General features: G+C 72.9%; 25 protein-coding genes. 9 read left to right on the top strand and 16 right to left on the bottom strand.

What is annotated here, in order from left to right:
• Window positions 1-175: 175 nt before the first annotated feature.
• Entirely contained in the window at window positions 176-568 is a 393-nt protein-coding gene (locus ACFY3N_RS20560; protein ID WP_390818129.1) for an ankyrin repeat domain-containing protein, read from the bottom strand.
• A gap of 261 nt (window positions 569-829) precedes the next feature.
• Between ACFY3N_RS20560 and ACFY3N_RS20565 the strand changes: the two genes are divergently transcribed.
• Both ACFY3N_RS20565 and ACFY3N_RS20570 read left to right on the top strand, forming a co-directional pair.
• Window positions 830-1024: a hypothetical protein gene (locus tag ACFY3N_RS20565; protein WP_190167020.1), complete on the top strand. Its 195-nt coding sequence runs from the start codon at window positions 830-832 to the stop codon at window positions 1022-1024.
• 49 nt (window positions 1025-1073) lie between these two features.
• Window positions 1074-2768 carry a hypothetical protein gene (locus tag ACFY3N_RS20570; RefSeq protein WP_390818130.1) on the top strand — a complete coding sequence of 565 codons (1695 nt, stop codon included), beginning with the start codon at window positions 1074-1076 and terminating at the stop codon, window positions 2766-2768.
• Window positions 2769-2835: 67 nt separating this feature from the next.
• Here the strand turns inward: ACFY3N_RS20570 and ACFY3N_RS20575 are convergent, their stop codons facing one another.
• Complete coding sequence (locus ACFY3N_RS20575) at window positions 2836-4335, bottom strand: PLP-dependent aminotransferase family protein (RefSeq protein ID WP_390818131.1); 1500 nt, start codon at window positions 4333-4335, stop codon at window positions 2836-2838.
• A 64-nt stretch (window positions 4336-4399) separates the two neighbouring features.
• On the opposite strand from ACFY3N_RS20575, the gene ACFY3N_RS20580 reads away from it, so the two are divergent.
• The 4 genes from ACFY3N_RS20580 (at window position 4400) to ACFY3N_RS20595 (ending at window position 7914) form a co-directional block, all read left to right on the top strand.
• Window positions 4400-5101 (top strand): YitT family protein, encoded by a 702-nt coding sequence (locus tag ACFY3N_RS20580; protein WP_390818132.1) that lies wholly within the window; start codon window positions 4400-4402, stop codon window positions 5099-5101.
• A complete protein-coding gene (locus ACFY3N_RS20585) occupies window positions 5098-5865 on the top strand; it encodes a glycerophosphodiester phosphodiesterase (protein ID WP_390818133.1) in 768 nt (255 codons plus the stop codon). Before ACFY3N_RS20580 ends, ACFY3N_RS20585 begins: the two co-directional genes overlap by 4 nt.
• A gap of 50 nt (window positions 5866-5915) precedes the next feature.
• On the top strand, window positions 5916-7262 hold the full coding sequence (locus ACFY3N_RS20590) for an MFS transporter (protein WP_390818134.1): 1347 nt from the start codon (window positions 5916-5918) through the stop codon (window positions 7260-7262).
• Window positions 7263-7539: 277 nt separating this feature from the next.
• Window positions 7540-7914 carry an RNA polymerase-binding protein RbpA gene (locus ACFY3N_RS20595; protein ID WP_003977404.1) on the top strand — a complete coding sequence of 125 codons (375 nt, stop codon included), beginning with the start codon at window positions 7540-7542 and terminating at the stop codon, window positions 7912-7914.
• A gap of 111 nt (window positions 7915-8025) precedes the next feature.
• On the opposite strand, the gene fxsA is transcribed toward ACFY3N_RS20595, so the two are convergent.
• The 4 genes from fxsA to ACFY3N_RS20615 form a co-directional block, all read right to left on the bottom strand.
• On the bottom strand, window positions 8026-8607 hold the full coding sequence (fxsA, locus tag ACFY3N_RS20600; RefSeq protein WP_390818135.1) for an FxsA family membrane protein: 582 nt from the start codon (window positions 8605-8607) through the stop codon (window positions 8026-8028).
• Between the two features lie 72 nt (window positions 8608-8679).
• Window positions 8680-9615 (bottom strand): polyprenol monophosphomannose synthase, encoded by a 936-nt coding sequence (locus ACFY3N_RS20605; RefSeq protein WP_390818136.1) that lies wholly within the window; start codon window positions 9613-9615, stop codon window positions 8680-8682.
• Between the two features lie 541 nt (window positions 9616-10156).
• On the bottom strand, window positions 10157-11761 hold the full coding sequence (locus ACFY3N_RS20610) for an amidohydrolase (RefSeq protein WP_390818137.1): 1605 nt from the start codon (window positions 11759-11761) through the stop codon (window positions 10157-10159).
• Between the two features lie 259 nt (window positions 11762-12020).
• Complete coding sequence (locus tag ACFY3N_RS20615) at window positions 12021-12461, bottom strand: Lrp/AsnC family transcriptional regulator (protein WP_142196567.1); 441 nt, start codon at window positions 12459-12461, stop codon at window positions 12021-12023.
• A gap of 267 nt (window positions 12462-12728) precedes the next feature.
• Between ACFY3N_RS20615 and ACFY3N_RS20620 the strand changes: the two genes are divergently transcribed.
• Entirely contained in the window at window positions 12729-13163 is a 435-nt protein-coding gene (locus ACFY3N_RS20620; protein WP_390818138.1) for a hypothetical protein, read from the top strand.
• 327 nt (window positions 13164-13490) lie between these two features.
• On the opposite strand, the gene ACFY3N_RS20625 is transcribed toward ACFY3N_RS20620, so the two are convergent.
• The 4 genes from ACFY3N_RS20625 to ACFY3N_RS20640 all read right to left on the bottom strand — a co-directional run bounded on the left by ACFY3N_RS20625 (window position 13491) and on the right by ACFY3N_RS20640 (window position 17440).
• The gene (locus tag ACFY3N_RS20625) at window positions 13491-14663 is read right to left on the bottom strand and encodes an acyl-CoA dehydrogenase family protein (protein WP_390818325.1); all 1173 of its coding nucleotides are present in this window, start codon (window positions 14661-14663) and stop codon (window positions 13491-13493) included.
• Between the two features lie 368 nt (window positions 14664-15031).
• Window positions 15032-15688 (bottom strand): TetR/AcrR family transcriptional regulator, encoded by a 657-nt coding sequence (locus ACFY3N_RS20630; RefSeq protein WP_390818139.1) that lies wholly within the window; start codon window positions 15686-15688, stop codon window positions 15032-15034.
• Window positions 15689-15782: 94 nt separating this feature from the next.
• The gene (locus ACFY3N_RS20635) at window positions 15783-15923 is read right to left on the bottom strand and encodes an SCO1431 family membrane protein (protein WP_390818140.1); all 141 of its coding nucleotides are present in this window, start codon (window positions 15921-15923) and stop codon (window positions 15783-15785) included.
• Window positions 15924-16066: 143 nt separating this feature from the next.
• Window positions 16067-17440: a peptidase C39 family protein gene (locus ACFY3N_RS20640; protein ID WP_390818141.1), complete on the bottom strand. Its 1374-nt coding sequence runs from the start codon at window positions 17438-17440 to the stop codon at window positions 16067-16069.
• Window positions 17441-17712: 272 nt separating this feature from the next.
• Here ACFY3N_RS20640 and ACFY3N_RS20645 point away from each other — a divergent pair, with 272 nt between their 5' ends.
• Both ACFY3N_RS20645 and ACFY3N_RS20650 read left to right on the top strand, forming a co-directional pair.
• Window positions 17713-18348 (top strand): uridine kinase, encoded by a 636-nt coding sequence (locus ACFY3N_RS20645; protein ID WP_390818142.1) that lies wholly within the window; start codon window positions 17713-17715, stop codon window positions 18346-18348.
• A 451-nt stretch (window positions 18349-18799) separates the two neighbouring features.
• Entirely contained in the window at window positions 18800-20662 is a 1863-nt protein-coding gene (locus tag ACFY3N_RS20650; protein ID WP_390818326.1) for an AAA family ATPase, read from the top strand.
• Window positions 20663-20834: 172 nt separating this feature from the next.
• Here the strand turns inward: ACFY3N_RS20650 and ACFY3N_RS20655 are convergent, their stop codons facing one another.
• The 6 genes from ACFY3N_RS20655 to ribH form a co-directional block, all read right to left on the bottom strand.
• The gene (locus ACFY3N_RS20655) at window positions 20835-21908 is read right to left on the bottom strand and encodes a hemolysin family protein (RefSeq protein ID WP_390818143.1); all 1074 of its coding nucleotides are present in this window, start codon (window positions 21906-21908) and stop codon (window positions 20835-20837) included.
• Window positions 21905-23236 carry a hemolysin family protein gene (locus ACFY3N_RS20660; protein WP_390818144.1) on the bottom strand — a complete coding sequence of 444 codons (1332 nt, stop codon included), beginning with the start codon at window positions 23234-23236 and terminating at the stop codon, window positions 21905-21907. The genes ACFY3N_RS20655 and ACFY3N_RS20660 overlap by 4 nt, the downstream gene beginning before the upstream one ends.
• Window positions 23237-23517: 281 nt before the next feature.
• Window positions 23518-23988 (bottom strand): PH domain-containing protein, encoded by a 471-nt coding sequence (locus tag ACFY3N_RS20665; RefSeq protein ID WP_390818145.1) that lies wholly within the window; start codon window positions 23986-23988, stop codon window positions 23518-23520.
• 19 nt (window positions 23989-24007) lie between these two features.
• Window positions 24008-24892, bottom strand: a complete 885-nt coding sequence (hisG, locus tag ACFY3N_RS20670) for an ATP phosphoribosyltransferase (RefSeq protein ID WP_390818146.1) — start codon at window positions 24890-24892, stop codon at window positions 24008-24010.
• Between the two features lie 48 nt (window positions 24893-24940).
• On the bottom strand, window positions 24941-25213 hold the full coding sequence (locus ACFY3N_RS20675) for a phosphoribosyl-ATP diphosphatase (RefSeq protein ID WP_004990764.1): 273 nt from the start codon (window positions 25211-25213) through the stop codon (window positions 24941-24943).
• A gap of 34 nt (window positions 25214-25247) precedes the next feature.
• Window positions 25248-25733 (bottom strand): 6,7-dimethyl-8-ribityllumazine synthase, encoded by a 486-nt coding sequence (ribH, locus tag ACFY3N_RS20680; protein ID WP_217129953.1) that lies wholly within the window; start codon window positions 25731-25733, stop codon window positions 25248-25250.
• Window position 25734: the final 1 nt, after the last annotated feature.

Raw genomic sequence — 25734 nt, forward strand, 5'->3', positions numbered from 1 at the left:
TGGCCCATGCGGACCGCATCACGGCCCGCGCGGTGCGGCAACACCTGCCCAGCCATCGCGTCCGTGAATCACGTCGTCATGATGACCCGGCGGTCACATCTACCGCGACCGAAATTTCGGCGGCCCTGTACCGCCTCCCCCGTTTTCCGTGTCGTCGCTGGTCAGAGCGTTTCGCTCAGCGCTCGCCGAACAGATCGAGCAGTTCCGTGCGGCCGAACATCCGGGCCGTGTCGACGGCCGAGGGGGTGCCCGCGGACGGGTCCGCGCCCCCCTTCAGGAGGGCCTGGATCACCTCGGCCTCACCCTTGAAGACCGCTCCCGCGAGTGGTGTCTGGCCCCGGTCGTTGACGCGGTCGGCGTCGGCGCCGCGCTCCAGCAGCGCGCGCACCGCCTCGGCGTGACCGTGGTACGCGGCGAGCATCACCAGGGAGTCGCCCCGGTCGTTGGTGAGGTCGGCCGGCACGCCCGCGTCGACGTAGGCCACGAGCTCCCCGGTCCGGCCGCGCCGGGCCAGGTCGAAGATCTTGGTCGCCAGCTCCACGACCTCGGGGTCGGGGGCTTCAGTCATCGCCGGACCGCCTCTCACTGCACGTGCTTCACGCATCGGGGACAGGACGTACGTCTGCGAGCGGTGCAGAGCCGTACGGGTGAATCGCCAGGGTACTGGCTCGCCGGACACATGACCCGTCACGCCCGAGGCAATGATCACGGCAGACCCATGCGGGTTAAAAGACGAGAATCGACCCAGTTGCACCTTTTATCGTATAGATACATTCTGTGAGCCTGGAAGTACTCATGGTGACTGTCCCCGCGAACCAGGAGAACTCACATGATCATCTCGATCTCATGCGTGGTACTGCTCGGCATCGTCGTCTTCATCTTCTTCCGCAAGGACGGGCTGAAGGCGTCGCACGCCCTGGTGGCCATGCTCTTCGGCTTCTATCTGGCCAGTACGGCCATCGCACCCAGCATCAAGGCGGGCGGCGAGAGCCTGGCCGGCCTCCTGGGCGGATTCAAGTTCTGATCCGCCCGGCACCGCACCGCCCACCCGTACGCACCCTCTGGAGACAGCAGTGGCCCGGCGCCCACTCCCCCGCATTCTGAGCAACGGCGGCGCACAGCTCGCCCGGAGCCGGGAGCTGGCCAGGACAGCGGCCGACAGCGCCACCGACGTCCTCCACCCGCTGATCACCATCACGCGCGGTCTGCGCCGGCTGGCCTCGGCCGGGCGGCGCAGGTGGGCCGACACGCCCAGGGACCGGCGCGGCGCGCTGCTCTTCCTGATCACGTCGGTCCTGCTGGTCGTGGCGCTCGCGCCGTACGGTCCGCTGCTCGCCGTCATCACCCTGATGGCCACGGCGGCCTGGCAGGGCCGGGACCGCGCCCCGTCGGCGCCCGCCGGACCCGACGCGTCACAGCTCCAGCGCCTGACGTCGCTCTACGAGGCCCTGGTGCCGTACTTCTCCGCCGCCGAGGACCCCGAACCGCTCTACGCCCACGGCGGCGACTGGGGGAAGGTCTTCTCCGAGTACGAGTTCGACTCCACCGGCCGGGTCACGCACCTGGTGATCGGCTATCCCGCCTACTTCACCGACGGCGAGCCGGAGTCACGGGCACGGATCGAGCACCTGCTCGGCGCGAAGTCGGGACGCGGCCGCGAATACCACTTCACGTGGGACGAGGAGGCCAACCAGCTCACGGTCCGCGTCCTCGCCCCCCTGCCCACCGACATCACCGCCCAGCCCTTCGTCACGGCCCCCGGTGAGACGGTCCTCGGCTTCACCGACCCCACGGGGGTGCAGCGGACGCTGCCGCTCACCCACGGCGTCCACGGCGAGGGACAGCGTGATGTCCCGCCCGTCGTCTGGCGCACCGGCATCCGTTCCACCGAGCCCCATCTGCTCGTGGTCGGCCAGCCGGGCAGCGGCACCTCGACGCTGCTGCGCTCGATCGCCCTGCAGGCCCTCCACCACGGCGACGTGGTGATCGTCGACGGGGGCGGCACCGGGGAGTACGCCTGCCTGACCGGCCGGGACGGCGTGCTCGCCGTGGAGTGCGCGCTGACGGGGGCGCTGACGAGCCTGGAGTGGGCCGCGCACGAGACGGAGCGCCGGCTGGTCGCGGCCAACCGCGCGCACCAGGCGGGCGACCCGCCGCCCGAGGACACCAGGCGTCCCCTGTGGCTGCTGCTGGACAGGCCGAGCACGTTCACGCACCTGGCCGCCGCGGACGGCCGCGAGGATCCCCAGTCGCTGCTCCAGGTTCCGCTGCGGCACGGCCGCCCGGCGAACGTCACCGTGGTCGTCGCCGAGCAGTTCGACGGCCTGGAGGGCCTCAGCGATCCGGTACGGCAGCACACGCGCGCGCGTGTCGTCCTCGGGCCCGCGACGGCGGAGCAGCTGGGGGCCGTCCTGGGGGCGCCGCCGCACACCACGCCGGTCGACCGGGTCCCGCCGGGGCGCGGGTACGCCCGGCTGGGCTCGGGACCGGTGCACCGTCTCCAGGTTCCGGCGACGCCGGACCCGTACGACGACGCGACCAGCGACGCGGAGCGGCAGGCGGTGCTCGACCTGCTGCCGCCCCGGACGACACCCGCGGACGAGGAGCCGGAGCGGCTGGGGGCGGGGGTGGCGGAGGCCGTGCGCCTCGACAAGACGAGGGGGGAGAAGGTGGCCGCGACGGCGGCCGGCGCCGGGACCGGAGAGCCGGCCGGGGCGCCCTCCGAAGCCGTCGGCGCCGAGGCGGCGGTGGCGGAGCCCACCACCTGACCCACCACCTGACCCACCACCTGGCCGACCGCCGGCGCCCAGGGCCGAACCGGCGCCGGCACCCTGGTCACGCCACGAACGTGCGGGGGGTCTCCGCGCCGGACGTGCCGCCGGTCTCGACGACGCGGGCCGCTGCGGCCAGGCGTGCCGCCGCCTCCTCCGCCACCGCGCCGCCCACCGTGAAGGGCAGCCGCACGTAGCCCTCGAACGCTCCGTCGACGCCGAAGCGGGGGCCGGACGGCACCCGTACGCCGACCCGTTCGCCCGCCTCGGCCAGGCGCGAGCCGGAGAGGCCGCCGGTGCGCACCCACAGCGTGAGCCCGCCCCGCGGTACCTCGAACTCCCAGTCGGGCAGCTCCCGCCGTACCGCGGTCACCAGCTCGTCCCGGTTCCGCCGGGCCTGGGCGCGCCGCACCTCCACCGCCTCTTCCCAGCCACCGGTGCCGAACAGCCAGTTCACGGCGAGCTGTTCCAGCACGGGGGTGCCCAGATCGGCGTACGCGCGCGCGGCGACGAGGCTGCGGATCACATCGGGGGCCGCGCGGACCCAGCCGATGCGCATGCCCGCCCAGAAGGCCTTGCTCGCCGAGCCGACCGTGATCACCGCGGACCCGGCCGGGTCGAAGGCGCACACCGGGCGCGGCATCTCCACGTCCGCGTCGAGCCACAGCTCGCTCATCGTCTCGTCGGCGACCAGCACCGTGCCCGCGGAGCGCGCCGCGTCGACCAGGCGGCGGCGCTGGTCCTCGTCGGCGAGCGCGCCGGTCGGGTTGTGGAAGTCGGCGACGACGTACGCGATACGGGGTGCCGCCTCGCGCAGCACCTGGCGCCAGCGGTCCATGTCCCAGCCGGTCAGCCCCTCGGCCATGACGACGGGGACGAGCCGGGCGCCGGCCTCCCGCATCAGCTGGAGGATGTTGGCGTAGGACGGCGACTCGACGGCGATGCGCTCGCCGCGTCCCCCGAAGAGGTGACAGATGGCGTCGATGGCGCCCATGGCGCCGGTCGTCACCATGATCTGCTCGGGCATGGTCGGGATGCCCCGCGCGGTGTAGCGGTCCGCGATCATCGAGCGCAGTGCGGGCAGCCCGGCGGGATAGTCGCCATGGGTGTGCGCGTACGGCGGGAGCTCCTCCAGCGCGCCCCGGACGGCCCGGGTGAGCCAGGGCTCGGGCGCGGGCAGCGCGGCGCAGCCGAGGTCGATCACCGAGCCGAGGGCCTCGGGCGGCAGCGGTTCCAGTCCCCGCGCGGGCACCGGGTTGCCGGCCGGGACCGCGGTCCAGCTGCCCGCGCCGCGCCGTGACTCCAGGAACCCCTCGGTGCGCAGCGCCTCGTAGGCGGCGGCGACAGTGGTGCGGCTGACGGAGAGCGCGAGGGCCAGCTCCCGCTCGGCGGGCAGCCGCGCGGCCACCGGTACGCGTCCTTCCAGCACCAGCAGGCGGACGCCGTCGGCGAGCGCGCGGTAGGCGGGCGGGCGGCGGGTCCCGGGACCGGCCGGGCGGTCCTGCTGGGAGGTGAGCAGCCGGGCGAGCTGCGCCGCCCCCACTGCGGAGGTCCACTGCGCCATGAGAATCAGTCCACCTTCCCCGGATTGGCCATGGATGACATCACCGGCCAAGCCACAGGGTGTCATGCGTCGGTCCACTTCCACCACAGGGGGGCACGTTTTGGCCAGGTACTCGTCCCGGCACGGGCATCTCGCACGGCGGCTGTTCCAGCTGTACGCGGGGCTGGCGCTGTACGGCGCGAGTTCGGCGCTGCTGGTGCGGTCGGGGCTCGGCCTCGAACCGTGGAACGTGCTGCACCAGGGCCTGTCCGAGCGGACGGGGCTGTCGATGGGCGTGGTGCTCACCCTGGTGGGCGCGGCGGTGCTGCTGCTGTGGATCCCGCTGCGCCAGCGGCCGGGCCTGGGCACCGTCTCCAACGTGCTGGTGATCGGCGCGGCGATGGACGCGGCCCTGGCCGTGGTCCCCGACGCGCACGCCGTGGCCGTACGCGTACCGCTGATGGCGGCGGGCGTCGTGCTCAACGGTGCGGCGACCGGACTGTACATCGCGGCGCGCTTCGGCCCGGGTCCGCGCGACGGACTGATGACGGGCCTGCACCGGCGCACCGGGGTGTCGGTCCGTCTGGTCCGCACGGCCATCGAGGTCACCGTCGTCGTCACCGGCTTCGTCCTCGGCGGCACGGTGGGCGTCGGCACCTTGCTGTACGCGGTGACGATCGGCCCGCTCGCCCAGCTGTTCCTCCGGGTCTTCGCCGTCCCCCCGGCATCCGACGGCAGCACGGTCGTCGCCGCACATCAACCACGGCGCGCGATACTGCGTCCGTGACCCCGCGGATACGCCATCCCTACCTCGATCACCCCGGCCCGATCGCCTTCGCCCACCGGGGCGGGGCGGCGGACGGCCTGGAGAACACCGTCCGGCAGTTCCGGTGCGCCGTCGAGGCGGGCTACCGGTACCTCGAGACCGACGTCCACGCCACGCGCGACGGCCGGCTCGTCGCCTTCCACGACGCGACCCTCGACCGGGTGACGGACGGCGCGGGCCGGATCGCCGACCTGCCGTGGCGGGACGTGGCGCACGCGCGCGTGGCGGGCGAGGAGCCGGTCCCCCTGTTCGAGGAGCTTCTGGAGACCTTCCCCGAGGTGCGCTGGAACGTCGACGTGAAGGCCGAACCGGCCCTCCTGCCGTTCCTGGACCTGGTCGGGCGTACCGACTCCTGGGACCGGATCTGCCTCGGCTCGTTCTCGGAGGCCCGGGTGGTGCGGGCGCAGCGGCTGGCCGGCCCGCGGCTGGCCACCTCCTACGGCACCCGGGGCGTGCTGAACCTGCGGCTGCGGTCCTGGGGACTGCCGGCCGCGGTGCGCCGGTCGGCCGTCGCCGCCCAGGTCCCCGAACAGCAGTCGGGCATCCAGGTGGTCGACCACCGGTTCGTGCGGGCCGCCCACGCGCACGGGCTGCAGGTGCACGTGTGGACGGTCAACGAGGCCGAACGGATGCACCGGCTCCTGGACCTCGGGGTGGATGGCATCATGACCGATCACATCGGCACACTGCGCAAGGTCATGGAGGACCGCGGCACCTGGGTCTGAGACCCCGTGCCCGACCGCCTCCGCGCGCTCACGGGGAAGCGAGGGCACGGGTGGACACCGACACCGTGCGGTCACCGGCGCCGGACGAGGCCGCCGACCGGCGGCGCGAGCAGCGCGGCTGGTACTTCTACGACTGGGCGTGCTCCGTGTACTCCACGAGCGTGCTCACCGTGTTCCTCGGCCCCTACCTGACGTCGGTCGCCGAGTCGGCGGCGGACGCGGACGGGTTCGTCCACCCGCTGGGCATACCGGTGCGCGCGGGGTCCTTCTTCGCCTACGCGGTCTCCCTGTCGGTGATCGTGGCCGTGCTGGTGATGCCGCTGGTGGGCGCCGCCGCCGACCGCACCGGCCGCAAGAAGCCGCTGCTCGCGGCCGCCGCCTACACCGGGGCCGCGGCCACCGCGGGCATGTTCTTCCTGGACGGCGAGCGCTATCTCCTCGGCGGCGCGCTGCTGGTGGTGGCGAACGCGGCGCAGTCGGTCGCGATGATGCTCTACAACTCCTACCTCCCGCAGATCGCCCCGCCCGGGGAACGCGACGCGGTCTCCTCGCGCGGATGGGCCTTCGGATACGCGGCCGGGTCCCTGGTCCTCGTCGCGAACCTCGTCCTCTACACCGGCCACGACGGCTTCGGCGTCTCCGAGGGCATGGCGGTGCGCATCTGCCTGGCGTCGGCCGGCCTGTGGTGGGGCGCCTTCGCGCTGGTCCCGCTGCGCCGGCTGCGCGACCGCCGTGCCCCCGCGCGGGAGGCGGCCCTGCCGGGCTTCCGGCAGCTCGCGGCGACCGTCCGCGACATGCGCCGGCACCCGCTGACGCTGGCGTTCCTGCTGGCGTACCTCGTCTACAACGACGGCATCCAGACGGTGATCACCCAGGCCTCGGTGTACGGCTCGAAGGAACTGGGGCTCGGACAGTCGACGCTCATCGTGGCCGTGCTGCTGGTCCAGGTGCTGGCGGTGGCGGGCGCGCTGGCGCTGGGCCTGCTGGCCCGGCGGTACGGCGCGAAGCGCGCGATCCTCGGCTCCCTGGTCGCCTGGACCCTCACCCTGGCCGCCGGGTACTTCCTGCCCGCCGGGGCCCCCGTGTGGTTCTTCGTGCTGGCGGCCGGCATCGGTCTGGTCCTCGGCGGCAGCCAGGCGCTGTCCCGCTCGCTCTTCTCCCATCTCGTGCCGCCCGGCAAGGAGGCCGAGTACTTCTCCGCGTACGAGGTGAGCGACCGCGGGACGAGCTGGCTCGGGCCGCTGCTGTTCGGCCTCACCTACCAGCTGACGGGCAGCTACCGGGACGCGATCATCTCCCTGGTGGGCTTCTTCGTCCTGGGATTCGTGCTGCTCGCGCGGGTTCCGGTACGGCGGGCGATCACCGAAGCGGGCAACCCGGTTCCCGAAAGGATTTAGCACTCGGCGCGAAAGGGCTGTAGTGTACGCGTTTGGCCTGCCAGGCGTACCGTTACTGCGCGTCAAAGATGCCGAACGCTGAGTCGTATCTCCTTATGGATGTGACAAACCGGACGCCGGGGGGTACTGCACTGGTTGACAAGGCCGCGGCCACGACGGCGACGCATGACCCGGATCGGGGCTCCGGACGGGAATCTTTACCGCCGACCGGACGTTGACCGGATGACGACGACAGCGACACCTGTCCTGTGGGCGACAAGCCCGGGAGGCACGATTCATGAGTGAGCGAGCTCTTCGCGGCACGCGCCTCGTGGTGACCAGCTACGAGACGGACCGCGGCATCGACCTGGCCCCGCGCCAGGCCGTGGAGTACGCATGCGAGAAGGGGCACCGCTTCGAGATGCCCTTCTCGGTCGAGGCGGAGATCCCGCCGGAGTGGGAGTGCAAGGTCTGCGGTGCCCAGGCACTCCTGGTGGACGGCGACGGCCCCGAGGAGAAGAAGGCCAAGCCCGCGCGTACGCATTGGGACATGTTGATGGAGCGGCGAACCCGAGAGGAACTCGAAGAGGTCCTCGAGGAGCGTCTCGCCGTTCTGCGCTCCGGTGCGATGAACATCGCGGTTCACCCCAGGGACAGCCGGAAGTCGGCCTGATCCCGCGGGGAACCTGGGCGGAGCCACACACGCACAGCGGTACAGGACCGCGGGCGCCGTACATCGCGTACGGCGCCCGCGGTCCTGTGCGCGCGTGGGGGCCGGCCGCCCTCAGCGGGTGAGCGGCGGGCGCGGTCCCTGTGGAGTGTCCTCCGGAGCGCTTCCGGACTCGTCCCGGACGACCTCGCCCTGGACGACCTTGCCGTCGGGCCGGTGGATACGGGCCTGCTGGAAGGCGTCCCCGAGAGAGCCCCGCGCGGCCTCGCGGAGCTTGCGGTCGAAGGTGCGCTCGGCGTAACGGCTCACGGCCTTCTGCACCGGCGGCACCAGCAGGAGCAGCCCCGCCGCGTCCGAGATCACACCGGGGATGATCAGCAGCAGGCCGCCCAGCATCGTCAGGCCGTTGCCCTCGCTGTTCGGCCGGGCTTCGGACAGCACCCCGCCCTGCTGCTGTTGCAGCGTCTCGGTCAGGTTCTTGAAGGCCCGCCGGCCGGCCCGCTTGATGACGACCGAGCCGAGGACCAGGCCGGCCACCAGGACCAAAAAGACCACCAGTCCGTTCGACGCCCCGGCGACCATGGTGAGCAGCCAGATCTCCAGCACGAGCCATGCGGCGACACCCAGCGGCAGGAAGGTGCGCAGCCGGGAGCGCCGGGGCCGGGCGGGATACGGGGTCTGAGCGCCAGTCGTCATGCTCCCAGTGTGCCTGGGACCTGCTCAGCACGGGATAAGCGGGCGCACCGGGGCGAACGGGCGGTCGTACGCCTACGGCTCGGACCGCTTGGCGTCGGGGTCGGCCTGCTCGACATCCGGCTCGGACCGCTTGGCGTCGGGGTCGGCCTGCTCGACATCCGGCTCGGACCGCTTGCCGTCCGGCTCGGACCGCTTGGCGTCCGGCTCGGCCTGCTGCTTGTCGTCGCCGCGCCCGAGGACCTTGCCGACCCGCTCCCCCACGCCCCACGCCGTGACCCGCCACAGCGCCTCGACGAGGATGTCGCGGCTCATCTTGGAGTCGCCGAGTTCGCGCTCGACGAAGGTGATGGGAACCTCGACGACGTGGTAACCGGCCTTCACCGCGCGGCGGGCCAGGTCGACTTGGAAGCAGTACCCCTGGGAGGCCACTTCCTCGAGGCCGAGGCCCTCCAGCGTCTCGCGGCGGAAGGCGCGGAAACCACCGGTGATGTCACGCAGGGGCAGATCGAGCGCCATGCGCGAGTAGAGGCTGCCCCCGCGCGAGATGAACTCGCGGGACTTCGGCCAGTTCACCACCCGGCCGCCGGGCACCCAGCGCGAACCGAGCACCAGGTCGGCGCCCTTGAGGGCGGTCAGCAGACGGGGCAGTTCCTCGGGCTGGTGGGAGCCGTCGGCGTCCATCTCGACGAGTACGCCGTAGCCGTGCTCCATGCCCCAGCGGAAGCCCGCGAGATAGGCCGCGCCCAGGCCCTCCTTGCCCCTGCGGTGCAGCACCTGGACGTGGTGGTCCCCGGCGGCCAGTTCGTCGGCGAGCTTGCCCGTGCCGTCGGGGCTGTTGTCGTCGGCCACGAGGACGTGCGCCTCGGGAACGGCCTCGCGCACCCGGCCGACGATCGCCTTGATGTTCTCCGCCTCGTTGTAGGTCGGGATGATCACCAGAGCCGTGCCGAGCGGGCCGAAGTTCCTCCCCTGGGATCCTGCCGCGAGGGTCCCGTCGCCGTCGTTCACTGCTGCCCCTTCATGTCCTGTGCGCAGGATCCCACCATAGTGGGCACGGCCTGCGCCGACGTGACAGGACGTTCATATGGTGGTGTCGTTTACCGAAGATCGGGTAGGAACACACTTTTTGGGTGTGCGAGAGGAGCGACAGCGGGTGGGGCCCGGTGCCCTTCGGGCCGGCCCGGGACCCGCCGGCTGCGGATCGACCTGAAGCCGTTGTCTACTGAGCGCCCGGGCCCCACCCGGGGTCGCACCTCCCCGGCCGGCCGGAACGTCCCTCGGTACCGCGCCGCCGCTGAGCCTGGCTCCCAGTGGCGGTGCCCCGGTGCGGCACACCGTCCCTGACCCAGCGGCGCCGACACGAGTGGCCGGACGTTCTCCGATCGGGCGTCCGGTGGTGGACCCGGCCGAACCTACCGGCCCCCCGCGGCCGCCTGTCAACAGTCGTCCGACCTGCGTGATGTGGTTCAAACGCCTGGTCAGCGGCGAGGACGCGCAGGTCGCGAGACGGAGGCGCGGCGCATGATCGTCACCGCGCCGCCCTCGTAGATCACTCGCCCGGCCGTACGAACACCGTGCGCCCGCCGACCACGGTCCGCAGGCAGACCGGCAGGTCACGGCCGGGGGCGAGGTCGGGCAGGCCGGGGGTGCCGGAGCGGGGGTCGGTGGACCAGCGCGCCACCCGGTCGTCGGGGGCCTGGACGACGAGTTCACCGGTGCGCCAGAGGGCGTAGTCGGCGGGTGCGCCGGGCACCAGGACGCCCGCGTCGTCGCGGCCGACCGCCCGCCAGCCGCCGCGCGTGTGCGCGGTGAACGCGGCGCGCACGGAGACGCGGTGCTCCGGTGTGCGGTGGAAGGCGGCGGCCCGGACCGTGCCCCAGGGGTCGAGCGGGGTGACCGGGCTGTCGGAGCCGAAGGCGAGCGGGACACCGGCGCGCAGCAGCGCCGCGAAGGGGTTCAGGGAGCGGGCCCGCTCCGGTCCCAGGCGCCGCGCGTACATGCCGTCCTCGCCGCCCCACAGGGCGTCGAAGGCGGGCTGGACGGAGGCGGTCAGACCGAGTTCGGCGAAGGCGGCGACGGTCTCGGGGGTGAGCATCTCGGCATGCTCGACGCGGTGCCGGGCGGCGCGGACGCGGGCGAGGCCGAGGGTGGCGGCGGCGGCCCGCACACCGTCGACGACGGTGCTCACGGCGGCGTCGCCGATGGCGTGGAAGCCGGCCTGGAGACCGGCCTCGGTGCAGGCGACGACGTGGGCCGCGACGGCGGCCGCGTCCAGGTGCGCGGTGCCGGTGTGGCCGGCGTCCGCGTACGGCTCGTGCAGGCACGCGGTGTGCGAACCGAGGGCGCCGTCGGCGAACAGGTCGCCCGCGGCGCCGATCGCGCCCAGCTCCCTCGCCTTGGCGACGTCCTGTTCGGCCCAGTAGCCGACGACGCGCGGACCGCTCCCCTCGGCGGCGAGCCGCAGCAGTCCGGTGAAGTCCTCCTCGGAGGAGATCTCCGGTCCCCCGCACTCGTGGACCGTGCCGATGCCGAGGGAGGCCGCGTGGGCGAGGGCGGCGCGCTGGGCCTCGGTGCGCTGGCCCGGCGTGACGGCGGCCAGGGCGGCGGCGCGCACCGCGTGGTGGGCCTCCCCGGTGAGCGGGCGGTCCTCGCGGGCGACCACGGCCGGGACGAGGTCGAGGAGCGCCGTGGTGACGACCGCGGAGTGGACGTCGATCCGGCTCAGGTAGAGGGGGCGGTCCCCGGCGGCCTCGTCAAGCTCGGCACGGGTCGGGGGACGGCCGCCGGGCCAGCGGGCGGCGTCCCAGCCGTGACCGAGGAGGACCCGGTCGTCCGGGCGGGCGGCGGCGAACTCCCGCACACGGGCCAGCGCGGCCTCGAGCGAGGGGGCGGTGGACAGGTCGAGGCCGGTGAGGGCGAGGCCCGTGGCCGTGGTGTGCACGTGCGCGTCGGTGAACGCGGGGGTGACCAGTGCGCCGTCGAGGTCGACCACCTCGTCGACCCCGTCCGCGAAGGCGTCGGCGGCCCCCTCGGAGCCCACCCAGGCGACCTGACCGCGCTCGACGACCATCGCGGTCGCGAAGGGGTCGGCGGGGCTGTGGACCTCCCCGCGGCGGAGCAGGACGGTGCGGGACGGGACGGCGCGTTCACTCATGCCCCACAGTCTCGCGCGTCGCCCGGTCCGCCCCGCACGCAGGTCCGCCCCACCGCGGCCGGGCCGCCCCCGACGGTCCCCCTCCGGGCGTCGGCGTCGGCGCCCGTCCGCCGCCCGCACGCCGTCCCGCCCGGGCCTCGGCTCGGTCGTTGCCCCCGGCGGGGTCGCCGGCCCCATGGGATCCCCCGTGACCGCCCCCGCCGCCCCTTCCCCTCCCCGTTCCCTGGGGGCGCTGCCCCGGGCCCCCGGTACGCGGAGTTCAGATGCGCGGCGGGCGGGACTCGTACGGTGTGGAGAGGACCACCGTCGTGCGGGTGGAGACGCCTGCCAACGAGCGCACGCGGGCGAGCAGTTCCTCCAGTTCGTGCGGTGTGGACACGCGCACCTTCAGGATGTAGTTCTCGTCGCCCGCGACGCTGTGGCAGGCCTCGATCTCGGGGACGCCGGCGAGGCGGTCCGCGATGTCGTCGGGGGCGCTGGGGTCGAAGGGTTTGACCGAGATGAAGGCGGTCATGGGCAGGCCGACGGCCTCGGGGTCGACGACCGCGGCATAACCGCGGATGACGCCGCGCTGTTCCAGCCGGCGCACCCGCTGGTGCACGGCCGACGTGGACAGGCCCGTGGCCTTGCCCAGGTCTGTGTAGCTCATCCGCCCGTCCTTGACGAGCAGCTGCACGATCTGTCGGTCCAGCTCCTCCATGGCGCAAGAACCTACAGGGCGCTCGATTCCCTCGGACACCGAGCCGCCCAGGTCATGCCCGGTTCGTGATGTGCCGGGAGCCGCCGCGCGCGGTCCTGGGGGGACAAAGCCCCCGCGCGGGACACCCGCACATGACATGTGACGAACACCACACCTTTCGAGCGGTCTCCGTGATGTTCCCGTGATTACGCCGGAGGGGGGGCGGGAAGTGCTTGCTGTGGTCGAGGCCGCAGTGCCTTCACGGCCCAGCCCGAGGGGGAGAACCCAATGCAGAGTCTTAAGCGCCTTGGTCGTACCACGTCCAAGCGGCAGCAGCCGGTCGTCGAGCTCGATCCGGAGTACGTCGAACCCGACGCCCCGGACGAGGAACTCGACGCCTACGACACCTTCGAGATGTACCGGGTCGTCTGCCCGGACTGCGCGCAGCCCATCGCCCTGCTCGCGGACGAGGACGTCCTGCCGGAGCACGCGCTGTGCGCCTCGCCGTGGAACCCGTTCGGGCTCACGGTCTGCACCGGCACCGGCCGCCGGGCCTCCGAGGCGCGGCCGGCCGACGAGTCCGTCACTCCCCAGGAGCAGGACACCGCCCTGCTGTTGACGCTCCCCCAGGGACTCGACTGGCGCACCCAGCCCTTCTCGCACGTCGGCGGTCCGGGCTCGCGCCCGATCCGGGTCCCGGCGATGCGGCGGCACGCCGCCTGAGCGCACGACGGCACGGGGGCGGCGCGGTCCGCCGCCTCCCGTCCGCGCGGGACGGCCGCGAACGCACGCCCTATTCCGGGGGGCGGTGACCCGCCCGGTCGCTCCCGCGTTGCCCGGGCATGACGACCCCCACGCACTCGACGACCGGGCGTCGACGCCGTGCCTTCGTGCCGCCGCCCGTGGACGCGGCCGCGCCGCCCCGGCTCCCGGATCCGCCGATCTACCGCGATCTCGTGCGGACCTGGGCCGACCGGGGCCGCACGCTGCCCGGGCGGCAGGACCCGGAGTGGACCCGGCTCACCGCGCCCTGGCGGGGGCCCGACCCGCTCAGCGGGTCTCCGGGCCCACGAGGTGGCGGGCGATGACCATGCGCTGGATCTGGTTGGTGCCCTCGACGATCTGCAGGACCTTGGCCTCGCGCATGTAGCGCTCGGCGGGGAAGTCCGCGGTGTAGCCGTAGCCGCCGAGGATCTGCACGGCGTCGGTGGTGACCCGCATCGCCGTGTCGGTGCAGTGCAGTTTGGCCATGGCGGCCTGCTTGACGAACGGCCGCCCCGCGTCCCGCAGCCGGGCCGCCGCCAGATACAGCGCGCGCCCCGCCTCGATCTGCGTGGCCATGTCGGCGAGCATGAAGCGCAGTCCCTGGAAGTCGGCGATCGGCTTGCCGAACTGCCGCCGCTCGGTCGCGTGGCCGACCGCCGCGTCCAGCGCCGCCTGGGCCAGACCGATCGCGCAGGCGGCGATGCCGAGCCGGCCGCCGTCCAGCGCCGACAGGGCGATCGCGAAGCCCTGCCCCTCCTCGCCGATCCGCCGCGCGTCGGGGACCCGGACGCCGTCGAGATGGACCTGGGCGGTCGGTGACCCCTTCATCCCCATCTTCTTCTCCGGCACGGCGGCGCTCAGTCCCCCGGCGTCACCGGGCACCAGGAAGGCGGTGATGCCCCGCGGGCCCTCCTCGCCGGTACGGGCCATGACGGTGTAGAAGTCGGCGATGCCACCGTGGGTGATCCACGCCTTGGTGCCGTTGATCACCCAGTCGTCCCCGTCGCGCACCGCCCTGGTGTGCAGGGAGGCCGCGTCGGAGCCCGAGGCGGGCTCGGAGAGGCAGTAGGCGCCGAGCAGGCCGCCGCCGAGCATCGCGGGCAGGTGTTCGGCCTGCTGCTCCTTGGCGCCGTAGGCGGCGAGCGCGTAGCAGGCCAGGGTGTGCACGCTGACGCCGAGGCCGACGGTGAGGCGGGCCGCGGCGAGCTCTTCGAGGACCTGGAGGTAGACCTCGTACGGCTGGTCGCCGCCGCCGTGCGCGGAGTCGTAGGGCAGGCCGAGCAGGCCGGACTCGGAGAGCAGGGTGAACAGTTCGCGGGGGAAGCGTCCCGCGTCCTCCTCCTCGGCCGCCTGCGGGGCGACCTCGCGCTGCGCGATGTCGCGGACGAGCGAGATCAGGTCCCGGGCCTCGTCCGTGGGCAGTTGCCGGTCCACCGGCTGCGGGGCGCGGTCGGGCATGGCGACGCTCTCCTCCCTGTTGGGGCACATCGGCGTGCGCCTTGTGTGGGGGCGGCTCCGCCGGGGTCGTATCGGTGCCTGGCCGATGCTCGCACTCCCGGGTCTCGGAAGCTGTTGACCAGCGGCTGTGCGCTGCGAGTATGCCCGATCGGCCGCACCCAGTCACTAGTTAACGACCGCTCACTCCAAGAAGTTTCCGCGCGCCCGCCGAACGGGACGTGCACACGGAGGAGAGCGCGACGAGACGGGAACGCCGAGCCTCCTTCACGGCCGGGAAGGCGACCGGTGCGGTCATGACACCCCGGCCATCTCCCCGAGATCACTGAAAGGAGCAGCAGGGTCCGGGGGCACGTCCTCCGGGATCCGTCTCAGGCGTCGCGGCGGGCGGGCTCCGGGGCCGGGTGCGCGGGGTCGAGCTCCTCGATGGCGCGCATGGCTCCGCCGAGCGTCTTCAGCAGCAGCTCGCTCATGGTCTCGCGGGACAGTTCACCGCGGTCGATCCAGGCGAGCGCGGCGCCCTCCACGCTGCACACCCAGGCCAGCAGCCCCATCCGCGCCACCGGCGCGATGTCCGTACGGCCGTAGGCGCCCTCGGCGATGGTCGCGACGATGGCCTCGCGCACCCCGTCCCGGATCGCGTGCACCTCGGTGTCGAAGCCGACACCGCCGCTGACGATCGCGCGGTAGGCGGCCTGGTTGTGCTCGGCGTACCGCAGATAGCTGTCGATGGTGCGGTGCACCCGCTCCACGGGCGGCAGTCCGGCGCCGCCGGCGGCGAAGGTGACCAGGCCGGCCACCGAGTCCTCGATGATCGCCAGGTAGTAGCCGCGCTTGGAGTGGAAGTAGTAGTAGATCAGCCCCTTGGCGACCTGCGCCTGGCGTGCGATGTCGTCCATCGAGAGCGCGTCGTACGACGTGTCCGCGAACAACCTCCGCCCGATGGCGATGAGTTCGGCCCGCCGCGCGGACGAACGCTCGGTACCGCGCGCCGCGGGGCGTACGGCGGACTGCCGGCTGATGTTCAATGTCGACCCAGGTCTTCCTGCGGGCGGTGGGAGGTCCCGCCGCAGTATGTCAGGTCGTCCGGAAGGCCCGGACCGGCATCCTCGTGGCCCGGGGTTACAGCAGTCCCAGTTGGGTCACGAGCATCGCGAGGACCACGACGAGGGTCCATCCCATGGCGTGCTCGAAGATCTTCGGGCCGTCCTCCCGGGGGCCGCCGGTGCGGGCGCGGGTGACGGTGGCGGTGTTCGCGGTCATGGCTTCTCGCTGCTCTCCGTGGTGCGGTGGACTCCCCCTGCGGCTGACGTCCACCTTGCCACCGTGAACGGCTTCCGCGGCCGAGAGGTCGGTCACACGCGACAGCGGGCCCCGGGCGACCGGGGCCCGCCGGCCGGACCGGCTCAGCGCACGCCCACCGCCGCGAGCGCCTTGCGCTGCCGCGGGGTCGGCCGTGCCGGGAAGTAGAGGTAGCAGACCCCTCCGGTGCCGGAGACGACCCTCCCGGAGGCGTTGTACCGCTTGGTCCGCAGCCAGATGTTCTCCCACTCGCGCCGCCGGTAGACCCGGCGCACGGCCTCGTTGTCCTCCGAGGCGGGGTCGTTGGCGATCACGTCGCCGTCGGCGGTGAAGCCGATCACCGTCATCAGGTGCCCGGAGGTGCCGTACCCCGCCCCGGTCAGCTCCTCCTCCAGGAACGACTGCGACGTGATGACCGGGATGCCCGCGGCGATCAGCGTCTCCAGGTCGGTGAGGGAACCGAGGCGGGTGACCACGCCCTGGAGGTCCTCGAAGGTGGCCGCGTAGGCGGCGTTGAACGGCCAGTTGCCGCAGCCGGCGTATTGATGGTCGTACGTATACCGGGCCGCGTGGCAGACCTGCGGGTCGGCGTAGGAGGGATCGACCCAGGACAGCTGCTCCTCGGTGAGCCGCCCACCCCAGTACTCGATGACCATCTGCGAGGAGGTGGGGCTGCACCAGGCCTCGCCGCCGTTGTCGTACTCCGGGTACCGGCCCTTGTGGATCTCCTGCGAGTAGCGCGGGACGATCAGCTCCGCGGCCGGGCCGGGCTCCGAGGCGGGGACGGTGAACCGGTCGGGGATGTCGGAGCCCATCGCGCCGAGCCGCCACACCGTCGGGGTGAGCCGGGTGCCGGGGCGGCGGTGGAGGGTCAGCCGCAGCCGGTACGAGACGACGCGCAGACCCGAGGCCGCGTCGTCCACGGAGAGCGTGTCCGTCCAGACCGTGCTCTTCCCGTCACCCTGGTCGTCCACCGAGGTGCGCCGGATGTCCTGGTCGCCGGCGGCCCAGCGGCCCATGACGTACCAGGGGGTGTCCGTGCCGTCGGAGTACGTGCCCTTCAGCTCGATCTGGAGCCAGGTGCCCTCGGGGGTGTGCGCGTTCCAGGAGGCGATGACCTCCGTCGCCGGGACCCCGGGACGGTGCACGGGTGAGGTCCAGGTCGCGTACTCCCAGGCGGTCGTGCGGCCGGTGTGCGGGTCGGTGTGGTCCGTGGTGCCGGCGGGCTTCGTGATCACGAGGCCGGGGCGGGCGCCGGCGACGGCGCGGGTCCCGTCGGCGGTGCCACCGCGCCAGTCGGTGTACGAGGTCCAGGCGCGGTTGTCGACGGGACGGACGGCGGTCCGGCGGGGCCCGGCGGGGCCGGGGGCGCGTCCGGTCGGGACGCCGGCGGACGCCGGGGCCGCGCTCCCGGCGACGGCGGCGACGACCGCCGCGGCCAGGAGGGATCTGCGGGACGGCAGTTCGGCTCTGCTCATGGGTGGAAGACCCCCAAGGTGTCGGAGTCGGGACGGGACCGGGGCACGGCCGGCCGGACGGCGTACGTCCGGCCGGGTGGAGCGGGTGTGCGCCAACTATGAACGCAGCCGGGCGGATCCTGCCAGCACCCCGGCCGTACCGCGCCCGGCCGGCACGGGACTCGCCCCGCGGCGGGTGCCGCGGTGGGCCCGTCCGGCCCAGGGCCCGGGAGCCCGGTGGCCTCTCCGTCCGGGCGCCCGGGGCTCGTCCGTCCGGGGCCTAGAGTGCTCCGGTGAGCCCTCCCCCTTCCCGCACCCGGGAACCAGCCCTTCACGATCTCGCCTCCCGCATCCGCCGGCTCGCCCCCTCGTGCGGCCCGGTCCGGCTCGTCGGTGTCGACGGGCACGCCGGCTCGGGGAAGTCGACGTTCGCCGTACGGCTGGCCGAGGCACTGGGCGGCGCTCCGGTGCTGCGGCTCGACGACATCGCCAGCCACACCGAACCGTTCGACTGGACCGGACGGCTGCTGAGCCAGGTGATCGAGCCGCTCGGCCGCGGCGAGACCGCGCACTACTCCCCCTACGACTGGCTCACCCGCCGCTTCGGACCGCCCCGCCCCCTGCCGCCCGCCCCCGTGATCCTCGTGGAGGGCGTCGGCGCGGGACGCCGGGCCCTGCGCCCGCATCTGGCGCTGCTGCTGTGGATGGACCTCCCCCGGGAGGAGTCCTGGTCGCGGGGACGGGCCCGCGACGGAGCGGAGCAGCGGGAGTTCTGGGACGGCTGGATCCGCGCGGAGCTCGAGCACTTCGCCGGCGACCCCTCACGGCCCTTCGCCGGTCTTCTGGTACGGCAGCGGCCGAAGGGATACACGCTGCTTCCCGGGCCTGCCGGGGCGGGTGAATCACCCCCTTCCCCTCACGCACGGTGACGGGCCACCCGCGGTGTGGTGAACCTGTGAAGAGTGGTCCCGGACAACTTGCCGGAGTACCCCAACTCGGCTTGACCGGGGGCGCGTACAGGTCTTACGTTCTCAATGTGCGGCCCTTCGGAGCCGCCGGCAGACGCGAAGCCCCCGGTTGTTCCCCCGTGACCGGGGGCTTCGTTCTGCCCACTTCACGCTTTTCGGGCGCTCAGCGGCATATGACGATCACCCTGGGTCACCGCACGTGGTCCGCGCGCCCCCTCCCACCTCGCCCTTCGGCGTGTACGGCACCCTACGGACGCGACGCCGCCGCAGGTACGATGCCCTCGGTGCGACCTACGGAAGCTGCTTCGCGCACCTTGCAACTCCGGTCCGCGGCACAGCGGTTCGACCGACGGGAGCCGACGGGCGAGGACCGGCCGGCACACCGACGGGGGCACGGTTCGTGGGGGACGTGATGGACTTCGGCACGCAGGACCCGCCGGCCCCGGCCGACCTCGCCTGGCTGCGGGGCGTGGACGCCTACACGATGGGCGCCTACCCGCAGGCGGAGGAGGAGTTCCGGGCCGCGGTGCGGATCGACCCGGGGATGGCCGACGGCTGGCTGGGGCTGCACGCGCTGCGCGTCGACACGACGACCGCGCTGCTCAGGATGTTCCGGCACCGGGAGCGCTTCGGCGAGCAGCGCGCCCGGCACCGCCGCACCCTCAACTCCTGGTACTGGCTGGGCTGGTGGGTGCAGCCGGTGCTGGAGAGCCCCCGTGATCTGCTGCTGGCGCACGCCTCCCACTGGCTGGACGGGCGCCACGTCCCCGAGCTGGACCGGGCGCTCGCCGGGCTGCCCCCGGTGGACACCGATCCGCAGGTCCGCTTCCTGCACGCCTGCCGTGCCTACCTGGTCAAGGACTGGGAGCAGCTGGTCCGGCACACGGACTCCCTCGTCGAGGACCCGGTGCTGGGCATCGAGGCCGGTCTGTTCGGCGGCATGGCGCGGGTGCGACTGGAGATGTACGGGCAGGCCGAACCGCTGCTGTCGGCGGCGCTGATGCGGTGCCGCAGTGAACAGCCGCAGCGCAAGGAGCTGCGCTACTGGCTGGCCCGCGCCCACGAGGGGACCGGCCGCAGCGCCGCCGCGCTCCCCCTGTACCGGGCCGTGCACCGGGTCGATCCGGCCTTCATGGACACCTCCGCCCGGCTCGCCGCGATCGCCGAGGGCGACGGGTACGACGACTCCGCCGATCTCGCCGCGATCACGCTCACCGGGGCCGGGCAGGACGTCGTGGACGGTCCCGACATGCTCGATCCCCTGTTCGGCATCGAAGGGCGTGACCTGCGGCTGTCCGAACCCGAGCCCGTGCCGGGTCCGCTGTCCGCGGTCACCGCTCCGGGCGTACGGGAGCGGGCGGGCGCCGGGGCGTCACCGCTGCCCACCGGACCCACGGACCCCGCGTTACTGGAGGAGGCGCTCGCCGAGCTGGAGCGCATGGTGGGCCTGGAGCCGGTGAAGCGGCAGGTCAAGGCGTTGTCGGCGCAGCTGAACATGGCACGGCTGCGGGCCGGGCAGGGGCTGCCGGTGCAGCCCCCGAAACGCCACTTCGTCTTCTCCGGACCCTCCGGGACCGGCAAGACCACGGTGGCCCGCATCCTCGGCCGGGTGTTCTACGCCCTCGGGCTGCTCGGTGGTGACCATCTGGTGGAGGCCCAGCGGGCGGACCTGGTCGGTGAGTACCTGGGGCAGACCGCGGTGAAGGCCAACGAGCTGATCGACTCCGCGCTGGGCGGGGTGCTGTTCGTGGACGAGGCGTATGCGCTGTCCAACTCCGGTTACGGCAAGGGGGACGCGTACGGGGACGAGGCGCTTCAGGTGCTGCTGAAGCGTGCGGAGGACAACCGGGATCACCTGGTGGTGATCCTCGCCGGGTATCCGGAGGGGATGGACCGGCTGCTGGCCGCGAACCCGGGGCTGTCGTCGCGGTTCACCACCCGGGTGGACTTTCCCTCGTACCGGCCGCTGGAGCTGACCTCGATCGGTGAGGTGCTGGCGGAGGAGAACGGGGACGTGTGGGACGAGGAGGCGCTGGACGAGCTGCGGTCGATCGCCGGGCACGTGGTGGACCAGGGGTGGATCGACGAGCTGGGGAACGGGCGGTTTCTGCGGACCCTGTACGAGAAGAGCTGTGCGTACCGGGACCTGCGGTTGTCGGTGTACCCGGGGGCGTTGACCCGGGACGACCTGGCCACGTTGCGGTTGCCGGACCTCATGCAGGCGTACGGGGAGGTGCTGTCGGGGAGGGGACCGGCGGACCCGTCGCCGATGTGAGGCACCGGCGTCGGGGCGGCAGGGGGGGCGGATTGCCCGCGCTTACGGGGTGCCTCCCCCGGAGGGGGTACCCCCAGCGCCCACCCTCCCCCGCTCTCGACTCCTCCCCCACTCTCGACTTCGCTCGAGCGGGGGGACCCCCCATGAGCGGGGGAGGCACGACTGCCCGCAGCTACGCCAGGGCTTCCTCCTGCTCCTCGCTCGGTCTCGGGTGGGTCAGGGTCACCTCCCGGTGGGCCGGGTCCCTGACCTCGCCCACCAGCAGTTCCAGGACGTCCTCCAGGGCCACCAGGCCCAGTGTCCTGCCGGAGGCGTCGGAGACCTGGGCCAGGTGGGTCGCGGCGCGGCGCATCACCGTGAGGGCGTCGTCCAGGGGGAGTTCGGGGCGGAGGGTCGTCATCGGGCGCCAGAGGTGCTGCGGGACGGCCCGGTCGGAGTCCTCCAGGTCCAGTACGTCCTTGACGTGCAGGTAGCCCATGAAGGCGCCGCTGTCCGCGGCCACCGGGAAGCGGGAGTACCCGGTACGGGCGGTGAGCTCCACGATCCGTCCCGGGGTGACCGCGGGCGTGACCGTCACCAGCGACTCGCGGTCCAGCAGAACGTCCGTCACCGGGCGGGAGCCCAGCTCCAGCGCGTCCTCCAGGCGTTCGGCCTCCTCGGGGTCGAGGAGGCCCGCCTGGCCGGAGTCCTCCACAAGACGGTTGAGCTGTTCGCTGGTGAAGACGGCCTCGACCTCGTCCTTCGGCTCGACGTGGAAGAGCCGCAGGACGGCCTGGGCACAGGCACCGAGCGCGATCGTGATCGGCTTGCACAGACGGGCGAACCAGACCAGGCCGGGGCTCAGCCAGAGCGCGGCCTTCCCGGGGGCCGCCATCGCCAGGTTCTTCGGGACCATCTCGCCGATGACGAGGTGGAAGAAGACCACCGCGGCGAGCGCGATGACGTAGCCGAGCGGGTGGATCATGCCGTGCGGCAGGTGCATCCACGCGAAGACCGGCTCCAGCAGGTGGGCGACCGTCGGTTCGGCGACGGCGCCCAGGGTCAGCGAGCAGACGGTGATGCCGAACTGGGCCGCCGCCATCATCTGCGGCAGGTGCTCCAGGCCGTACAGCACCTGGCGGGCGCGGGCGGTGCCGAGTGGTTCGATCTGGCTGCGGCGGACCGAGACGAGCGCGAACTCGGCACCGACGAAGAAGCCGTTGGCGAGCACGAGCAGCGCGGCGAAGAGGAGTTGCAGGACGCTCATCCGGCCACCTCCACCAGGGGCAGCGGGGCCGTCCTGACCAGGCGGACGCGTTCGGCGCGGTAGTGGCCGACGCGGCGTACCGACAGCCGCCAGCCGGGCAGTTCCGCGCGGTCGCCGACGGCCGGGATCCGGCCGAGGAGATCGGCGACCAGTCCGGCCACCGTCTCGTACGGGCCCTCGGGCACCTCCAGGCCTATGCGCAGCAGGGTGTCGACCCGGACACCGCCGTCGACGTCCCAGGCGGGGTTGCCGTCCTCGGGCGGGGCGGGGGCGAGTTCGGGGACGTCCTGTCCGTCGTGCTCGTCGCGCACCTCGCCGACGATCTCCTCGACGATGTCCTCCAGCGTGACGACGCCGGCCGTGCCGCCGTACTCGTCGACGACGACCGCGATGGGCTGCTCGCTGCGCAGCCGGGTGAGCAGCGGCCGTACGGGCAGGGTCTCGGGGACGAGCAGCGCCGGTCGGGCGATGCGGCCCACGGGGGTGCGCAGCCGGTCGGGCACGGAGACCGCGAGGGCGTCCTTGAGGTGCACCATGCCGACGATCTCGTCGATCCGCTCCCGGTAGACGGGGAAGCGGGACAGACCGGTGGCCCGGGTCAGGTTGACCACGTCCTCGGCGGTCGCCGAGGACTGCAGGGCGCTGACCTTCACCCGCGGCGTCATGACGTGCTGTGCGGTCAGTTCGCCGAGGGACAGGGTGCGGACGAAGAGGTCCGCCGTGTCCTGCTCCAGGGCGCCGGCCCGGGCGGAGTGCCGGGCCAGGGAGACGAGTTCGCCGGGGGTGCGGGCGGAGGCCAGTTCCTCGGCGGGCTCGAAGCCCAGGGCCCGCACCAGCCGGTTGGCCACGGCGTTCAGCCCGGCGATGACGGGGCGGAAGAGCCGGGCGAACGCGTGCTGCGGGCCGGCCACGAAGCGGGCGACCTGCAGGGGGCGGGAGACCGCCCAGTTCTTCGGCACGAGTTCGCCGATCACCATCTGGACCGCGGAGGCCAGCAGCATGCCGACGACGACGGAGACACCGGGGACCGCGCCCCCGGGGATGCCGATGCCGGTGAAGGGGCCGCGCAGCAGTCCGGCGAGCGCCGGCTGCGCCAGCATGCCGACGACGAGGGAGGTGATGGTGATGCCGAGCTGGGTGCCGGAGAGCTGGAAGGAGAGCTCCCGGAGCGACTCGACGACCCGGCCCGCGCGCCGGTCGCCGCCCGCGGCGGCCCGTTCGGCGTCCGGTCGCTCGACGGTGACCAGGCCGAACTCGGCGGCCACGAAGAATCCGTTGGCCAGGATCAGCAGGAAAGCGGCTGCGAGGAGCAGCAAGGGGGTGGTCATGATGCCGCCGCCTCCGCATGCGCGCGGACCTCGGGAGGCGGGTCCGCGCTATGTCGGCAGGTGGCGGCGCAGGTACTGCAGGACGATCCGTCCATCGCCGGAGAGGGTCACTCCTCGGGTAGCTGGAGCCCCTGTGCACCGGGCGGGGCGGCAGGGGCGGAGGCGCGGTCGTCGCGCCTCCGCACACCAGATTAATCAAGACATGGGCGACTGCGGCAGGTGGACGTCCCCGGCGCTTCCCGGAGCCGGGCCCCGAACCGTCCCCGAGGGCCGTCCCCGAGTCAGCTCCGGGGTGCCTCGGGCCCGGCCGTGGAGCGGGCCTCGACGAGCGCCCGCAGGGCCCGCGCGTCGGCGAGGGCCCGCTGTCTGGCGATGCCCGGCTGGATGCCGAGCGCGGGCAGGCTGGTGCCGTCACTGAGGTTGAGGAAGACCCAGGGATCACCGGGACGGAGGTTCACCTGAAGGACCTCCGCCCATTCCAGGCGGCGGCTGCTCACGATGTTGACGACGGTGACGCCCGTCTCGTCGGCGACGACCTTCGGCCGGGCCAGCAGGAACAGCACGCCGGCCAGCAGCGCGGCGGTGAACACGAAGCTGATCCGCTCCCCCGGGCCGAGCTGGTCCAGCAGCAGCGCGATCAGGGTGATGACCAGGAAGAGCGCGGCGGCGGCCGTGAGCAGCACCGCGCGGGTGCGGCCCGGGCGGAAGGTGACGGGCAGTGCGGGCGGCTGCCCCGCGGTCGCGTCCGACATCGTGGTGCTCCGGGTCCGGTCAGAGGCGGCAGGCGTGGATGGCCGTGGTGAGGATGGCGCGGGCGCCGATGTCGTACAGGTCGTCCATGATCCGCTGCGCCTCCTTGGACGGGACCATCGCGCGGACGGCGACCCAGCCCTCGTTGTGCAGCGGGGACACGGTGGGGGACTCCAGGCCCGGGGTGAGGGCGACGGCCTTCTCGAGCTGTTCGACGCGGCAGTCGTAGTCCATCATCACGTACGTCCGGGCGACCAGGACGCCCTGGAGACGGCGCAGGAACTGCCGCACCTTGGGCTCCTCGCCGTCCGTGCCGGTGGTGGGGGTCCCCCCGGGCGAGTGTGTTCGAACCCGGGGGAGGATGACGACGGCCTCGGACTTCATGATCGGCTCGCCGACGACCTCCAGGCCCGCGTTGCGCAGCGAGGTGCCCGTCTCGACGACGTCCGCGATGACCTGGGCGACACCGAGCTGGATGGCGGTCTCCACGGCGCCGTCGAGGTGGACGACGGAGGCGTCGATGCCGTTGTCGGCGAGGTGCCCCGCGACGATGCCCTCGTACGAGGTGGCGACCGTCTTGCCCTTCAGGTCCGCCAGGCCGCCGATGGTGCCCGGCTTGGTGGCGTAGTGGAAGGTGGAGCGGGCGAAGCCGAGGGGCAGGATCTCCTCGGCTTCGGCACCGGAGTCGATCAGCAGGTCACGGCCGGTGATGCCGATGTCGAGCTGCCCCGAGGCGACGTAGATGGCGATGTCGCGCGGGCGGAGGTAGAAGAACTCGACCTCGTTCGCCGGGTCGACGATCCGCAGTTCCTTGGACTCGCGGCGCTGCCGGTAGCCGGCCTCATGCAGCATCTCCGCCGCAGGGCCGGACAGGGAACCCTTGTTGGGGACGGCGATGCGCAGCATGAGGTCGGCTTCCTTCGTGTGGAGGGGTGGTGTCGGGAACGAGAGGGTTTACAGGTGGGCGTAGACGTCGTCGAGGGAGATGCCGCGGGCGACCATCATCACCTGGACGTGGTAGAGCAGCTGCGAGATCTCCTCGGCGGCCGCCTCCTTGCCCTCGTACTCGGCGGCCATCCAGACTTCGGCGGCCTCCTCGACGACCTTCTTGCCGATGGCATGGACGCCCTTGTCGACCAGCTCGGCGGTGCGGGAGGTGGCGGGGTCGCCGTGGGCGGCCTTGTGCTGGAGCTCGGTGAAGAGCTCCTCGAACGTCTTCTTGGACATGGTGGTCCTTACCCTACGCGGTGACGGGGACTGCTCACCGCCAGGGTTCGGATACCGAACGCAAGCACGCCGCGGTCGCCACCGCCGCGGTGACCGCCTCGTGCCCCTTGTCCTCGCTGGAGCCGGGCAGTCCGGCGCGGTCGAGGGCCTGCTCCTCGTTGTCACAGGTGAGCAGGCCGAAGCCGACGGGGACGCCGGTGTCGACCGAGACCTGGGTGAGGCCCTGGGTGACGCCCTGGCACACGTAGTCGAAGTGGGGCGTGCCGCCCCGGATGACGACGCCGAGGGCGACGACCGCGTCGTAGCCGCGGCCGGCCAGGACCTTGGCGACGACCGGGAGTTCCCAGCTGCCGGGGACCCGGAGCAGGGTCGGCTCGTCGATGCCGAGGTCGTGCAGGGCGCGCAGGGCGCCGTCCACCAGTCCGTCCATCACCTTCTCGTGCCACTGCGCCGCGATGACGGCGACCCGCAGGTCCCCCACATCGCGTACGGACAGTTCCGGTGCACCCTTGCCGCTCACG

Source organism: Streptomyces sp. NPDC000348, from assembly GCF_042898795.1.
GTDB lineage: Bacteria > Actinomycetota > Actinomycetes > Streptomycetales > Streptomycetaceae > Streptomyces.

Excerpts from the sequence above, each read along its gene's own strand:
- ACFY3N_RS20560 (WP_390818129.1), bottom strand. The coding sequence starts at position 568 with ATGACTGAAGCCCCCGACCCCGAGGTCGTGGAGCTGGCGACCAAGATC.
- ACFY3N_RS20565 (WP_190167020.1), top strand. The coding sequence starts at position 830 with ATGATCATCTCGATCTCATGCGTGGTACTGCTCGGCATCGTCGTCTTC.
- ACFY3N_RS20575 (WP_390818131.1), bottom strand. The coding sequence starts at position 4,335 with ATGGCGCAGTGGACCTCCGCAGTGGGGGCGGCGCAGCTCGCCCGGCTG.
- ACFY3N_RS20580 (WP_390818132.1), top strand. The coding sequence starts at position 4,400 with ATGCGTCGGTCCACTTCCACCACAGGGGGGCACGTTTTGGCCAGGTAC.
- ACFY3N_RS20595 (WP_003977404.1), top strand. The coding sequence starts at position 7,540 with ATGAGTGAGCGAGCTCTTCGCGGCACGCGCCTCGTGGTGACCAGCTAC.
- fxsA (WP_390818135.1), bottom strand. The coding sequence starts at position 8,607 with ATGACGACTGGCGCTCAGACCCCGTATCCCGCCCGGCCCCGGCGCTCC.
- ACFY3N_RS20610 (WP_390818137.1), bottom strand. The coding sequence starts at position 11,761 with ATGAGTGAACGCGCCGTCCCGTCCCGCACCGTCCTGCTCCGCCGCGGG.
- ACFY3N_RS20615 (WP_142196567.1), bottom strand. The coding sequence starts at position 12,461 with ATGGAGGAGCTGGACCGACAGATCGTGCAGCTGCTCGTCAAGGACGGG.
- ACFY3N_RS20620 (WP_390818138.1), top strand. The coding sequence starts at position 12,729 with ATGCAGAGTCTTAAGCGCCTTGGTCGTACCACGTCCAAGCGGCAGCAG.
- ACFY3N_RS20625 (WP_390818325.1), bottom strand. The coding sequence starts at position 14,663 with ATGCCCGACCGCGCCCCGCAGCCGGTGGACCGGCAACTGCCCACGGAC.
- ACFY3N_RS20635 (WP_390818140.1), bottom strand. The coding sequence starts at position 15,923 with ATGACCGCGAACACCGCCACCGTCACCCGCGCCCGCACCGGCGGCCCC.
- ACFY3N_RS20640 (WP_390818141.1), bottom strand. The coding sequence starts at position 17,440 with ATGAGCAGAGCCGAACTGCCGTCCCGCAGATCCCTCCTGGCCGCGGCG.
- ACFY3N_RS20650 (WP_390818326.1), top strand. The coding sequence starts at position 18,800 with ATGGACTTCGGCACGCAGGACCCGCCGGCCCCGGCCGACCTCGCCTGG.
- ACFY3N_RS20655 (WP_390818143.1), bottom strand. The coding sequence starts at position 21,908 with ATGAGCGTCCTGCAACTCCTCTTCGCCGCGCTGCTCGTGCTCGCCAAC.
- ACFY3N_RS20660 (WP_390818144.1), bottom strand. The coding sequence starts at position 23,236 with ATGACCACCCCCTTGCTGCTCCTCGCAGCCGCTTTCCTGCTGATCCTG.
- ACFY3N_RS20665 (WP_390818145.1), bottom strand. The coding sequence starts at position 23,988 with ATGTCGGACGCGACCGCGGGGCAGCCGCCCGCACTGCCCGTCACCTTC.
- hisG (WP_390818146.1), bottom strand. The coding sequence starts at position 24,892 with ATGCTGCGCATCGCCGTCCCCAACAAGGGTTCCCTGTCCGGCCCTGCG.
- ACFY3N_RS20675 (WP_004990764.1), bottom strand. The coding sequence starts at position 25,213 with ATGTCCAAGAAGACGTTCGAGGAGCTCTTCACCGAGCTCCAGCACAAG.